This window comes from Pseudomonas sp. CAM1A (assembly GCF_047501685.1).
GTDB lineage: Bacteria > Pseudomonadota > Gammaproteobacteria > Pseudomonadales > Pseudomonadaceae > Aquipseudomonas.
On sequence record NZ_JBFNXP010000002.1, the window covers coordinates 13,390 to 26,279 of the forward strand.

Genomic DNA, 12,890 nt, shown 5'->3' on the forward strand with positions numbered 1-12,890 from the left:
TGGTAGAGTGGCGGCCTTTTTCCGAGGGGATGCTAACTGTGTGGGAATTGGTCAAGTCCGGTGGCTGGATGATGCTGCCGATCATCCTGAGCTCCATCGTCGCCATGGCGATCGTCGTCGAGCGTCTGTGGACCTTGCGCGCCAGCCGTGTCACCCCGCCGCACCTGCTGGGCCAGGTATGGATGTGGATCAAGGACAAGCAACTCACCAGTGACAAGCTCAAGGCCCTGCGCGCCGATTCGCCGCTGGGCGAGATCCTCGCCGCAGGCCTGGCCAATTCACGCCATGGTCGCGAGATCATGAAAGAGTGCATCGAGGAGGCCGCCTCGCGGGTCATCCACGAGCTGGAACGCTACATCAGCACCCTCGGCACCATCGCCGCCATGGCCCCGCTGCTGGGCCTGCTGGGCACCGTGCTGGGCATGATCGACATCTTCAGCGCCTTCATGGGCTCGCAGATGACCGCCAATGCGGCGGTACTGGCCGGCGGTATCTCCAAGGCCCTGGTCACTACCGCGGCCGGCCTGATGGTCGGTATCCCGGCGGTGTTCTTCCACCGCTTCCTGCTGCGCCGCATCGATGAGCTGGTGGTGGGCATGGAGCAGGAGGCGATCAAGCTGGTCGAGGTGCTGCAGGGCGACCGCGAAGTGGAAGTGGCCGGAGGCAAGGCGTGAAGTTTCGGCGCAATCGCCAGCGCGAGAACGTCGACATCAACCTGGCGTCGTTGATCGACGTGGTGTTCGTGCTGCTGCTGTTCTTCGTGGTCACCACCACCTTCACCCGCGAGACCCAGCTGCGTGTCGAGCTGCCTGAAGCAAGCACTGCCGCGCCCGCGCAGCCCGATGATGGCAAACTGATTGAAGTCACCATCAGCGCCGACGGCGTGTATTCGGTGAACAACCACCTGCTGCCCAAGAGCGACCTGGCCACTCTGACCGAAGCCATCGAGAAGGAATCCGGCGGTGACATCACCCTGCCGCTGGCGATCAGCGCCGATGGCAAGACCCCGCACCAGGCTGTGATCACCGCAATGGATGCGGCCGGCAAGCTCGGCTTCAGCAAGTTGCGCATGACCACCGTCGAGGCCGCGCAGGGTAATCCCTGATGGCCTTCGCCGACCGTCTGCTCGCCGCCTGGTATGCCGGGCATCCGGCGCTGGCCCTGTTGCGCCCGCTGGAGGCCCTGTACCGTGGCGTGGTGACGCGCAAGCGTGCGCGCTTCCTCAGCGGCATCAGCCCCAGCTACCGCGCCCCGGTGCCGGTGATCGTGGTGGGTAATATCACCGTGGGCGGCACCGGCAAGACCCCGATGATCCTCTGGCTGATCGAGCACTGCCGCCGGCAGGGGCTGAAGGTCGGCGTGGTCAGCCGTGGCTACGGCGCCAAGCCGCCGCAGTATCCCTGGCGTGTCGCCGCCGACCAGCCCGCCGATCAGGCCGGCGACGAGCCTTTGCTGATCGTCCAGCGCACCGGCGTGCCGCTGATGATCGACCCCGACCGCTCCCGCGCCGTGCAGGCGCTGCTGGCCAGCGACGCGCCGGACCTGATCCTGTGCGACGACGGCATGCAGCATTACCGCCTGGCCCGCGACCTGGAGTTGGTACTGATCGACGCCGCCCGTGGCCTGGGCAACCGTCGCTGCCTGCCGGCCGGCCCGTTGCGCGAGCCCGCCGAGCGCCTGGCCGAGGCCGACGCGGTGCTGTTCAATGGCGCCGAGGCTGACCGCGACGACGGCTTTGCCTTCCGCCTGCAACCCTCGGCGCTGATCAACCTGCGCAGCGGTGAGCGCCGCGAGCTTGACCTGTTTCCCGCTGGCCAGGCGCTGCACGCCGTGGCCGGCATTGGCAACCCGCAACGTTTCTTCAACACCCTGCTGGGGCTAAACTGGCAGCCGGTGCCGCACCCCTTTGCCGACCATGCGCCGTACAGCCGCGAAGTGCTGGCGTTCAGCCCGCCGCTGCCGTTGGTGATGACCGAGAAGGATGCGGTGAAATGCCGGCCGTTCGCTGCCGACGACTGGTGGTACCTGGCGGTCGACGCCGCACCCTCGCAGGCGTTCGTTGCCTGGTTCGACGCCGCGCTCGATCGCCTGCTGCCTGGCCGCCCCCGGCCCTGAGCCTTTTTCAATTTCCGTTTCAAGGAAGCTCCCATGGACACCAAACTGCTCGATATCCTGGCCTGCCCGATCACCAAGGGCCCGCTCAAGCTCAGCGCCGACAAGACCGAGCTGATCAGCAAGGGCGCGGGCCTGGCCTACCCGATTCGCGATGGCATCCCGGTGATGCTGGAAAGCGAGGCGCGCACCCTGACCGACGACGAGCGCCTGGACAAATGAGCCTGGACTTCACCGTGGTGATCCCCGCCCGGCTGCGCTCCACGCGCCTGCCGGGCAAGCCGCTGCTGGCGATCGCCGGCAAGCCGATGGTCCAGCATGTGTGGGAGCAGGCGCGCAAGAGCGGCGCCAGCCGCGTGGTCATCGCCACCGACGATGCCAGCATCGTCGAGGCCTGCCAGGCGTTCGGCGCCGAAGTGCTGCTGACCCGCGCCGACCATGAGTCGGGCACCGACCGCCTGGCCGAAGTGGCTGCCCAGCTGGGCCTGGTTGCCGATGCCATCGTGGTCAATGTGCAGGGTGACGAGCCGCTGATTCCGCCGGTGATCATCGATCAGGTGGCGGCTAATCTCGCCGCGCACCCCGAGGCTGGCATCGCCACCCTCGCCGAGCCGATCCACGCGACGGAAACCATTTTCAACCCTAACGCGGTGAAGGTGGTCAGTGACAAGAACGGCCTGGCCCTGACCTTCAGTCGTGCCCCATTGCCATGGGCCCGTGACGCGTTCGCCAAGGACCGGGAGCGCATGCCCGAAGGCGTTCCTTACCGCCGCCATATTGGCATGTACGCCTACCGCGTGGGTTTCCTTCAGGACTTCGTCGCCTGGGGCCCGTGCTGGCTGGAGCAGACCGAGTCGCTGGAGCAGTTGCGTGCCCTGTGGCACGGCGTGCGCATCCACGTTGCCGATGCCATCGAGGCCCCGGCCGTGGGCGTGGACACCCCTGAAGACCTGGAGCGCGTACGGCGCTTGCTGGAGGCCTGATGCGCGTTCTGTTCGTCTGTCTCGGCAATATCTGCCGCTCGCCGACTGCCGAGGGCGTGCTGCGCCATCAGCTCGAGGCCGCGGGCCTCGGTGACGTGGTGCAGGTTGCCTCCGCCGGTACCGGCGACTGGCATGTGGGCAAGGCGCCCGACAGCCGTACCTGCAAGGCCGCGCTGGCCCGTGGCTACGACCTGTCGCGCCAGCGCGCCCAGCAGGTCAAGGCGGCGCATTTCGCCGAGTACGACCTGGTCCTGGCCATGGACAAGAGCAACCTCGGCAACCTGCAGGCCCTGCGCCCACACAACGCCACGGGCGAGCTCGACCTGTTCCTGCGCCGTTATGGCGCGGCGCTGGACGAAGTGCCTGACCCTTACTACGGCGGCGCCGAAGGGTTCGAGCAGGTCCTGGACCTGATCGAGGCGGCGTGCCGTGAGCTGGTCGTGGAAATCAAGGGGCGGTTATGACGGCGAACTGGCAGGAGCGGGTATCGCTCAAGCCCTACAACACGTTCGGCATCGACGTCAGTGCCCGTTATTTCACCCAGGCCCATGACGACGACAAGGCCCGCCAGGCACTGGCCCAGGCCGCTGCGCGGCAGGTGCCGGTGCTGGTCATTGGCGGTGGCAGCAACCTGCTGCTGTCCCGCGATGTCGACGCCCTGGTGCTGCATATGGCCAGCCGTGGGCGGCGCCTGCTCAGCGACGACGGCGAGCGCGTGGTGGTCGAGGCCGAGGCCGGCGAGCCCTGGCATCCGTTCGTGCAGTGGAGCCTCGACCAGGGCCTGTGCGGGCTGGAAAACCTCAGCCTGATCCCCGGTACCGTGGGCGCTGCGCCGATGCAGAACGTTGGCGCCTATGGCGTGGAGATCAAGGATGTGTTCGCCGGCTTGACCGCGCTGGACCGCGAGACCGGCGAGCTGCGTGACTTCTCGCTGGCGGAGTGCGCGTTCGGTTATCGCGACAGCCTGTTCAAGCGCAATCCGGGCCGCTGGCTGATCCTGCGTGTGCGCTTTGTGCTGAACCGTTCGTTGCAGGCGCACCTGGACTACGGCCCGGTGCGTCAGCGCCTGGCGGAGCAGGGTATCGAGCAGCCGACCGCGCAGGCGATCAGCGATGCGATCTGCAGTATCCGTCGGGAAAAACTGCCGGATCCGGCGGAGCTGGGCAATGCCGGGAGCTTCTTCAAGAATCCTGTGGTGCCTGCTGCACTGGCCGAGCGCATTCGTGCCGAGCATCCTGGTGTGGTGGCATATCCGCAGGCCGATGGCCAGGTAAAGCTGGCGGCCGGCTGGTTGATCGAGCAGGCGGGGTGGAAGGGATATCGCGATGGCGATGCCGGTGTGCACCGTTTGCAGTCGCTGGTGCTGGTGAACTACGGCCAGGCGAGCGGGGCGCAGTTGCATGGGCTGGCTCAGCGGATCCAGGCGGATATTCTTGAGCGCTTCGGGGTTGAGCTGGAGATGGAGCCGAACCTGTACTAATGGGCTGGCCTGGGCCGGCCCTATCGCGGGGCAAGCCCGCTCCCACGCCACCGTTGCGCGGCTGAGTGGGGCTGCGTGGGAGCGGGCTTGCCCCGCGAACACCGGCGAAGCCGGTGCCATCCACCCGGTAAAGAAAAAGCCCCGCCAGTTCGCACTGGCGGGGCTTTTTCATTCAGCCGAGGCTATCAACCGTGATGAGGCTTGTGCTCATCGGCGGTCTCCAGCGCCTCAGCAGGGGCTGCTTCGGCAGCGGCCTGGGCGGCAGCGGCGGCTGCTGCTTCGGCTTCACGCTTGCGGCGACGCACTTCACGTGGGTCGTTCGGGGCGCGGCCGTTGGCCAGCATCGCCGAAGGTGCTTCGACCGGGGCCGGTGCTTCCTCGGGCGCCTGCTCGGCAACGCTCGGCGCAGGCTCGGCGGCAGGTGCTTCAGCCACTTCGGGCTGGGCCTCGACCACGGGCTCGACGACCGCTGCAGGCTGCTCGGCTACCGGGGCTTCGACCACGGTGGCTTCAACTACCTGCGGTTGCTCGATTTCACCGGCTTCCACGGCAGGTGCTTCCACCGCCTCGGCTGCGACGGCAGGCTGCTCGACAGGGGCTTCTTCAACCACTGGCTGCGGCGCTACTTCGACCACCGGTTCGATGCTCGGCTCGATGGCGACCACTGGCTCGCTGACCGGTTGCTCGACCACCGGGGCGATGGCGACCTGCTCGGCCACCACCTCGGTGATTTCCACCTGGGTTTCGGCGACAGCGGCGCTGGCGCGCTCGGCCTGCTGGTTGGCTTGGGCTTCGGCATCGGCGCTGATGTTGCTGGTAGCCACGGCGGCGATGACGGCAGTGCCAGCGGCCAGTTCAGCACCCAGCTCGGTGGCCTGGTGCTGTTGTGGCTGCTGCTCTTCGCCGGCGTCTTCGTCGCCTTCGATCAGCTCGCCATTGGCGTTGCGCTGGCGCTCACGACGGTTGCTGCGACGACGCTGGCCACGGGAGCGGCGGCGCGGACGCTCGCCATCGGTGCCTTCCTGCTCGTCCTGCAGCAGCTCGTCGTTCGGCAGTTGCTCTTCGGCGAGCTCGGCGGCCTGTTCGACGGCCTGCGCCTCAGGGCGCAGCTGGCGCTCTTCGCGCGGAGCGCGTTCTTCACGTGGCGCACGCTCTTCACGAGGGGCGCGTTCTTCACGCGGGGCACGCTCTTCACGTGGAGCGCGTTCCTCACGCGGGGCACGCTCTTCACGTGGTGCGCGTTCTTCACGCGGGGCACGCTCTTCACGTGGTGCGCGTTCTTCACGCGGAGCACGCTCTTCGCGTGGAGCGCGTTCTTCACGGGCTACACGCTCTTCACGTGGGGCGCGTTCTTCGCGGGCGGCCGGGGCCGGTGTGGCATCCAGCGGCTCGCGCAGTTCACGCACGCGCTCTTCGCGGTTGCCGCGGCGGTCTTCGCGCGGCTGGCGCTGACGCTCTTCGCGTGGGGCGCGTTCTTCACGCGGTGCACGTTCTTCGCGCGGCTGGCGCTCTTCACGCGGGGCGCGCTCGCTGCGTTCTTCACGCGGCTTGCGGTCTTCCTCGCGGCGGCCATTGCGGTTGCGGCTCTGCTGGCGACCGTTGCGGCGCTCTTCGTTGCGTGGCGAACGCTCGGTGGCCGGTTTTTCGGCGGTGACGGCCGGTGCGGCGGCAGGCTCTTCCTTGCCGGCGAACAGGCTGACCAGCGATTTGACCAGGCCCTTGAACAGGCTTGGCTCCGGTACGCTCGGCGCCGGTGCCACTGGGGCGGCTGGCTGTTCTTCGACGGCGGCCGGTACCGGTGCGTTGGCGCGGGCCGGCGCGGTCTTCACCGCGGCTTCCTGGCGTACCAGGGTGCGGGTGGCGGTCGGCAGCGGCGCTTCTTCGGTCTCGGTCGAGGCGATTTCGTAGCTGGACTGGTTGGTCAGCACGTCCGGGTTGTCGTCGCGCAGGCGCTGGACTTCGAAGTGCGGGGTTTCCAGGTGGTCGTTCGGCAGAATGATGATGCGCGCGCGAGTGCGCAGTTCGATCTTGGTGATCGAGTTGCGTTTCTCGTTGAGCAGGAAGGCGGCCACCGGGATCGGCACCTGGGCGCGCACCTCGGCGGTGCGGTCCTTCAGGGCTTCTTCCTCGATCAGGCGCAGGATCGCCAGCGACAGCGACTCGACGTCACGGATGATGCCGGTACCCGAGCAGCGCGGGCAGACGATGCCGCTGCTCTCGCCCAGCGATGGGCGCAGGCGCTGGCGGGACATTTCCAGCAGGCCGAAACGCGAGATGCGGCCGACCTGCACACGGGCGCGGTCGGCCTCGAGGCATTCGCGCACGCGCTCTTCGACGGCGCGCTGGTTCTTCGCCGGGGTCATGTCGATGAAGTCGATGACGATCAGGCCGCCGATGTCACGCAGGCGCAGCTGGCGGGCGATTTCTTCGGCCGCTTCCAGGTTGGTCTGCAGGGCGGTTTCCTCGATGTCGCTGCCCTTGGTGGCGCGCGCCGAGTTGATGTCGATGGACACCAGGGCTTCGGTCGGGTCGATCACGATCGAGCCACCGGACGGCAGGTCGACGACGCGCTGGAAGGCGGTCTCGATCTGGCTTTCGATCTGGAAACGGTTGAACAGCGGCACGCTGTCTTCGTACAGCTTGACCTTGCTGGCGTACTGCGGCATCACCTGGCGGATGAAGGTCAGGGCTTCTTCCTGGGCGTCGATGCTGTCGATCAGCACTTCGCCGATGTCCTGGCGCAGGTAGTCGCGGATGGCGCGGATGATGACGTTGCTTTCCTGGTAGATCAGGAACGGCGCGGTGCGGTCCAGCGAGGCTTCCTTGATCGCGGTCCACAGCTGCAGCAGGTAGTCGAGGTCCCACTGCATTTCTTCGCTGCTGCGGCCAAGGCCCGCGGTGCGCACGATCAGGCCCATGTCGCCCGGAACGGTCAGGCCGTTCAGTGCTTCACGCAGCTCGTTGCGCTCTTCGCCTTCGATGCGGCGGGAGATGCCGCCGGCGCGCGGGTTGTTGGGCATCAGCACCAGGTAGCGGCCGGCCAGGCTGATGAAGGTGGTCAGGGCGGCGCCTTTGTTGCCGCGCTCTTCCTTCTCGACCTGGACGATGACTTCCTGGCCTTCGCTCAGGACTTCCTTGATGTTGACCCGGCCTTCAGGGGCTTTCTTGAAGTATTCGCGGGAGATTTCCTTCAGCGGCAGGAAGCCGTGACGTTCGGAGCCGAAGTCGACGAAGGCGGCTTCAAGGCTGGGCTCGATCCGGGTGATCTTGCCTTTGTAGATGTTGGCCTTTTTCTGCTCACGGGCACCGGACTCGATGTCCAGGTCGTAGAGGCGTTGGCCGTCCACCAGGGCTACACGCAACTCTTCGGGTTGAGTTGCGTTAATCAGCATTCTTTTCATGTTGTACCGTCGGTTTCCGGGCTGCCGGAAACGGCGTTCGGCACACACGACTTTTCATGATCGGTGCCAAGGTGCGCAAAGGGTGGCGAGCCACCCCCGTGTCTGACGACGTTCGGCACCAGCCGGTTGCCCAGCCTGCCGTTGTCGCGACGACGCGTCCTGTTTTGCGGTGCCAAAAGACCTGTCGAGCTTTTCGAAGGTTATCCGAATCAATCGAGCGGGCCTGGTGCACTCAGTCAGGAGGAGGAATCAACCGGTCGTCCGTGGATGCCACGAGGGCGTCTGTTCAGGACCTTGCCCGCTCATCGCCCGTTGAGTGGGGCGCTGGGTCGGGTTCGGTGCCACACGGTCCGAAGGCTGTGCATCTCCACCCTGCACGTATCCCTGAAAATTCGGTGCTGCCGCGCGCTGAATCCGCAACGGGTTGCATTTTTCGCCAGCCCGGTTCCGAGCTGGCGCCATGACATATCCAAGGCAGGTATTTCCGAAGCATTCGCCCGAATGCGCGGAAACGACGGTGGCGGGCAGAGGTACGGCGAAAAGAAGCGGGTAAGCAGGTGAAACACCGCACTTGTCGTTTTTTTCGGTCTTCTCTACACAGCGCTGGTGGCGATTCCAGGCATTTAGTTAAACTGGCGAACGCTCCGTAGGACGGCCTCGCGTCCTCGGAATTGCGATGGTCAGGGCCGGCGTAGAGCCTGATGCCGCTGGCCTGCCGCTTTTGGCGGCGTTCGCGACTATAGCAGTTATGATTAAGTGCTTCAATTCCATAAAAAATTGTTATGATCCCGCCATGACGACCAATACCCCTCCGACTTCCGGCGTTCAGCTGATCGAAGTCGCGCCGGAGCTTGCCGGCCAACGCATCGACAATTTCCTCATCACCGCGCTCAAGGGCGTGCCCAAGACGCTGGTCTACCGCATCCTGCGCAAGGGCGAGGTGCGGGTCAACAAGGGCCGGATCAAGCCTGAGTACAAGCTGCAGGCCGGCGATATCGTGCGGGTGCCGCCGGTGCGCCTGCCCGAGCGTGACGAACCCGCGCCCGTGGCCCAGGGCCTGTTGCAGCGCCTGGAGGCTGCCATCGTCTATGAAGACAAGGCGCTGATCGTGATGAACAAGCCGGCCGGCATTGCCGTGCATGGCGGCAGCGGCCTGAGCTTCGGGGTGATCGAGGCGCTGCGCCAGTTGCGCCCCGACGCCAAGGAACTGGAGCTGGTGCACCGCCTGGACCGCGACACCTCGGGCCTGCTGATGATCGCCAAGAAGCGCAGCATGCTGCGCCACCTACATGCCGCGCTGCGCGGCGATGGCGTGGACAAGCGCTACATGGCGCTGGTGCGCGGCCATTGGCCGACCTCGAAGAAACAGGTCAATGCGCCGCTGCAGAAGAGCAACCTGCGCTCCGGTGAGCGTATGGTCGAGGTCAATGACGAGGGCAAGGAGGCGTTGACGCTGTTTCGCGTGCTGCGCCGCTTTGGCGAATTCGCCACGATTGTCGAGGCGCGGCCGATCACCGGGCGCACCCACCAGATCCGCGTGCACACCCTGCATGCCGGGCACATGATTGCCGGCGACAGCAAGTATGGCGATGAAGACTTCAGCCGCGAGATTCGCGACCTGGGTGGCAAGCGCCTGTTCCTGCACGCCTATCAGTTGACCGTGCCGCTGCCCGACGGCGGCGAGCTCAAGCTCGAGGCGCCGGTGGACGAAATGTGGGCCAAGACCATCGCGCGGCTGGCGTCCTGAGCCATGAATAAAAGTTATGACCTGCTGATCTTCGACTGGGACGGCACGCTGGCCGATTCCATCGGGCGCATCGTAGAGGCCATGAACGTGGCTGCCGGGCGTGCCGGCGAGGCCGCCAGCAGCGACGAGGCGATCAAGGGCATCATCGGTCTGGCGCTGGGGGAGGCGATCGCCACCCTGTACCCGCACCTTGATGCGCTGCAGGTGGAGGCTTTTCGTCAGCATTACGCCGATGTCTACATGGCGCTGGATCAACAGCCATCACCGCTGTTCGACGGTGTGGTCGAGTCGCTGGAAGCGTTCCGTGCCGAGGGGTATCGTCTGGCGGTGGCCACCGGCAAGGCGCGGCGCGGCCTGGATCGGGTGCTCAAGGCCAATGGCTGGGAAAGCTACTTCGACATTACCCGGGCGGCCGACGAAACTCGCGGCAAGCCGCATCCGCTGATGCTCGAGGAGATTCTCGCCCACTGCCGGGTCGAACCCGGGCGGGCGCTGATGGTCGGAGATTCGGCGTTCGATCTGCAGATGGCCAGCAATGCCGGCATGCATTCGGTCGCCGTGGGCTATGGCGCCATGTCGCTGCAGGCTCTGGCCGAATTTGGCCCGCAGGTGTGTATCGAGCATTTTTCCCAGTTGCGCGAATGGCTGGCCGAGCCTGCGCAGAACAATTTCCAAGGTAGGTGAGCATGACTGACGAGTGGAAGGCACCCGAGGCCGATGAGGCTGGCGAGGAGCGCAAGAGCTGGAAGCTGCTGGAGAAGACCTTGCTGGCGGGTGTCCAGGAGCAGCGCCGGGCGCGGCGTTGGGGGATCTTCTTCAAGCTGCTGACCTTCGTTTACCTGTTCGGCATCCTGTTCCTGTTTACGCCATTGATGGATGTGGACAAGGCTGCCTCGCGCAGTGGCAGCCATACCGCGCTGGTCGAGGTGCGCGGGGTGATCGCCGATCAGGAGCCTGCCAGCGCCGACAATATCGTCAAGAGCCTGCGCGAGGCGTTCAAGGATCCGAAGACCAAGGCCGTGGTCATGCGTGTCAACAGCCCGGGCGGCAGCCCGGTGCAGGCGGGCTATGTGTACGATGAAATCCGCCGTCTGCGCGCCGAGTACCCGGCCATCAAGCTGTACGCGGTGATCGCCGATCTGGGTGCCTCCGGCGCCTACTACATTGCCAGCGCCGCTGACGAGATCTATGCCGACAAGGCCAGCCTGGTCGGCTCCATTGGCGTTACTGCGGCAGGCTACGGCTTTGTCGGCGCCATGGACAAGCTGGGCGTGGAGCGGCGCACCTACACGGCGGGCGAGCACAAGGCCTTCCTTGATCCGTTCTCGCCACAGAAGCCGGAAGAAACCGCGTTCTGGCAGGGTGTGCTGGACACCACGCACCGCCAGTTCATCGCCATGGTCAAGCAGGGGCGTGGCGAGCGCCTGAAAGACAAGGATCACCCTGAGCTGTTCAGCGGGTTGATCTGGTCGGGCGAGCAGGCCAAGGAGCTGGGTCTGGTTGATGGGCTGGGCAGCGCCAGCTATGTCGCCCGCGACATCGTGGGCGAGAAGGAGCTGGTGGACTTCACTGTGCAGGAGTCGCCGTTCGATCGGTTCTCCAAGCGCATCGGTGCCAGTGTGGCGGAGCGCCTGGCGCTGTACATGGGCTTCCAGGGGCCTTCGCTGCGCTGAGCTGAAATCGGCGTGGCACTCATCGCGGGGAAAGCCCGCTCCCGCAGGCCGGTCAACGGTCTCGTGGGGGCGGGCTTGCCCCGCGATTGCATTTTCAAGGCACCTGCACGCCTTCCTTGTGCAGCATGTCCACCAGTCTGATCAGCGGCAGCCCGATCAGGCTCGTGGCGTCGCAGCCATGGGTGCTCTGGAACAGGCTGACGCCCAAGCCTTCCGCCTTGAAGCTGCCGGCGCAGTCCAGCGGCTGCTCTGCCGTCACGTAACGCTCCACGCGCTCCCTGTCCAGCTCGCGCATCGTCACGGTAAACGGCACGCAATCGACCTGGCAGTGGCCGCTGGCGCTGTTCAGCAGTGCCAGCCCGGTGAGGAAGGTGACCTGCTGCCCGCTGGCCTCCAGCAGTTGCTCGCAGGCGCGTTCGAAGGTGTGGGGTTTGCCGAGGATCTGCTCGCCCAGTACCGCTACCTGGTCGGAGCCGATGATCAGGTGGTCGGGGTGGCTGGCGGCCAGGGCTTCGGCCTTCTGGCGGGCCAGGCGGCGGACCAGCTCGACGGCGGGCTCGCCATCGAGGCGCCGTTCGTCAAGGTCGGGGCTCGCGCAGGTGAAGGGCAGGCGCAGGCGGGTGAGCAGTTCGCGGCGGTAGGGCGAGCTGGAAGCCAGTAACAAGGGCAGCATGGTAGACTCCTGGGCAATTACCCCGAATTCTAACATGCGAGATGGCACCTAATTTCCTTTGACAGGGAGGGGGTGCATCCCTAGAATGCTGCGCCTATGTTGAATGACCCGATTCCACCTCACGTTGACCCGCGCAAATTGGCTGATCGTGGCGTAACCCTCGAAGGTTCGCTGCAACTCGCTGATTTGGAAAGACTCTGCGACCCGCTTTCCGACAATGTCGGTACGGTGCAGGCGAAGTTCGATTTTGAACGAGATGAACAGCACGTAGTGGTTATCCACAGCGCGCTGGATGTCGAAGTCAAAATGGTTTGCCAGCGTTGTCTTGAGCTGGTCACCCTGCCGATCCACAGCGAATGTACATACGCCGTGGTGAAGGAGGGTGCGAACACCCAGTCGTTGCCGAAAGGCTATGACGTGCTGGAACTGGGCGAAGATCCATTGGATCTGCAGGCGCTGGTCGAGGAAGAGCTGTTGCTCGCCCTGCCGATCGTGCCTGCTCATCATCCGGAAGAATGCCAGCAGCCGGCGGGACTCGATGAGCCCGAGCCGAGCAAGGACGAGGTATCGCGGTCCAACCCGTTCAGTGTATTGGCGCAGTTAAAGCGTGACCCAAACGTTTAGGAGTTAATCAATTATGGCTGTTCAGCAGAACAAAAAATCCCGCTCTGCCCGTGACATGCGCCGTTCGCACGACGCCCTGTCGGCAGAAGCTCTGTCGGTAGAGAAGAGCACCGGTGAAGTACACCTGCGTCACCACGTTTCGCCAGAAGGCGTATACCGTGGTCGCAAAGTGATCGACAAGGGCGCTGACGAGTAAT

The 12,890-nt window shown here is 65.4% G+C and carries 14 protein-coding genes; 12 read left to right on the plus strand and 2 right to left on the minus strand.

All coding sequences use genetic code 11. The features are described 5' to 3' along the window. Positions 1-38: 38 nt before the first annotated feature. Genes ABZO33_RS03720 through murB form a run of 7 tightly spaced genes read left to right on the plus strand, consistent with a single transcriptional unit; the run spans position 39 to position 4,575 of the window. Positions 39-674 carry a MotA/TolQ/ExbB proton channel family protein gene (locus tag ABZO33_RS03720; RefSeq protein ID WP_138221286.1) on the plus strand — a complete coding sequence of 212 codons (636 nt, stop codon included), beginning with the start codon at positions 39-41 and terminating at the stop codon, positions 672-674. Next, a complete protein-coding gene (locus tag ABZO33_RS03725) occupies positions 671-1,105 on the plus strand; it encodes an ExbD/TolR family protein (protein WP_414534900.1) in 435 nt (144 codons plus the stop codon). The genes ABZO33_RS03720 and ABZO33_RS03725 overlap by 4 nt, the downstream gene beginning before the upstream one ends. Beyond that, positions 1,105-2,115: a tetraacyldisaccharide 4'-kinase gene (lpxK, locus tag ABZO33_RS03730; protein WP_414534901.1), complete on the plus strand. Its 1,011-nt coding sequence runs from the start codon at positions 1,105-1,107 to the stop codon at positions 2,113-2,115. The genes ABZO33_RS03725 and lpxK overlap by 1 nt, the downstream gene beginning before the upstream one ends. Before the next feature lie 33 nt (positions 2,116-2,148). Then, a complete protein-coding gene (locus ABZO33_RS03735; RefSeq protein WP_003247142.1) occupies positions 2,149-2,334 on the plus strand; it encodes a Trm112 family protein in 186 nt (61 codons plus the stop codon). Then, positions 2,331-3,095, plus strand: coding sequence for a 3-deoxy-manno-octulosonate cytidylyltransferase (kdsB, locus tag ABZO33_RS03740; RefSeq protein WP_414534902.1), 765 nt, complete (start codon positions 2,331-2,333; stop codon positions 3,093-3,095). The genes ABZO33_RS03735 and kdsB overlap by 4 nt, the downstream gene beginning before the upstream one ends. After that, positions 3,095-3,559, plus strand: coding sequence for a low molecular weight protein-tyrosine-phosphatase (locus ABZO33_RS03745; RefSeq protein ID WP_414534903.1), 465 nt, complete (start codon positions 3,095-3,097; stop codon positions 3,557-3,559). Before kdsB ends, ABZO33_RS03745 begins: the two co-directional genes overlap by 1 nt. Then, a complete protein-coding gene (gene murB / locus ABZO33_RS03750) occupies positions 3,556-4,575 on the plus strand; it encodes a UDP-N-acetylmuramate dehydrogenase (protein ID WP_414534904.1) in 1,020 nt (339 codons plus the stop codon). The genes ABZO33_RS03745 and murB overlap by 4 nt, the downstream gene beginning before the upstream one ends. A 185-nt stretch (positions 4,576-4,760) precedes the next feature. Here the strand turns inward: murB and rne are convergent, their stop codons facing one another. Then, positions 4,761-7,976 carry a ribonuclease E gene (gene rne, locus ABZO33_RS03755; protein WP_414534905.1) on the minus strand — a complete coding sequence of 1,072 codons (3,216 nt, stop codon included), beginning with the start codon at positions 7,974-7,976 and terminating at the stop codon, positions 4,761-4,763. Between the two features lie 793 nt (positions 7,977-8,769). Between rne and rluC the strand changes: the two genes are divergently transcribed. Genes rluC through ABZO33_RS03770 form a run of 3 tightly spaced genes read left to right on the plus strand, consistent with a single transcriptional unit; the run spans position 8,770 to position 11,396 of the window. After that, positions 8,770-9,723: a 23S rRNA pseudouridine(955/2504/2580) synthase RluC gene (gene rluC, locus ABZO33_RS03760; RefSeq protein WP_414534906.1), complete on the plus strand. Its 954-nt coding sequence runs from the start codon at positions 8,770-8,772 to the stop codon at positions 9,721-9,723. A gap of 3 nt (positions 9,724-9,726) precedes the next feature. After that, a complete protein-coding gene (locus ABZO33_RS03765) occupies positions 9,727-10,407 on the plus strand; it encodes an HAD family hydrolase (protein ID WP_414534907.1) in 681 nt (226 codons plus the stop codon). Between the two features lie 2 nt (positions 10,408-10,409). Beyond that, positions 10,410-11,396, plus strand: coding sequence for a S49 family peptidase (locus ABZO33_RS03770; protein ID WP_414534908.1), 987 nt, complete (start codon positions 10,410-10,412; stop codon positions 11,394-11,396). Positions 11,397-11,490: 94 nt separating this feature from the next. Here the strand turns inward: ABZO33_RS03770 and ABZO33_RS03775 are convergent, their stop codons facing one another. Then, on the minus strand, positions 11,491-12,069 hold the full coding sequence (locus ABZO33_RS03775) for a Maf family protein (RefSeq protein ID WP_414534909.1): 579 nt from the start codon (positions 12,067-12,069) through the stop codon (positions 11,491-11,493). A gap of 96 nt (positions 12,070-12,165) precedes the next feature. Between ABZO33_RS03775 and ABZO33_RS03780 the strand changes: the two genes are divergently transcribed. Further along, positions 12,166-12,693, plus strand: a complete 528-nt coding sequence (locus ABZO33_RS03780; RefSeq protein WP_023630499.1) for a YceD family protein — start codon at positions 12,166-12,168, stop codon at positions 12,691-12,693. 13 nt (positions 12,694-12,706) lie between these two features. After that, positions 12,707-12,889: a 50S ribosomal protein L32 gene (gene rpmF, locus ABZO33_RS03785; protein ID WP_028690987.1), complete on the plus strand. Its 183-nt coding sequence runs from the start codon at positions 12,707-12,709 to the stop codon at positions 12,887-12,889. Position 12,890 lies beyond the last annotated feature (1 nt).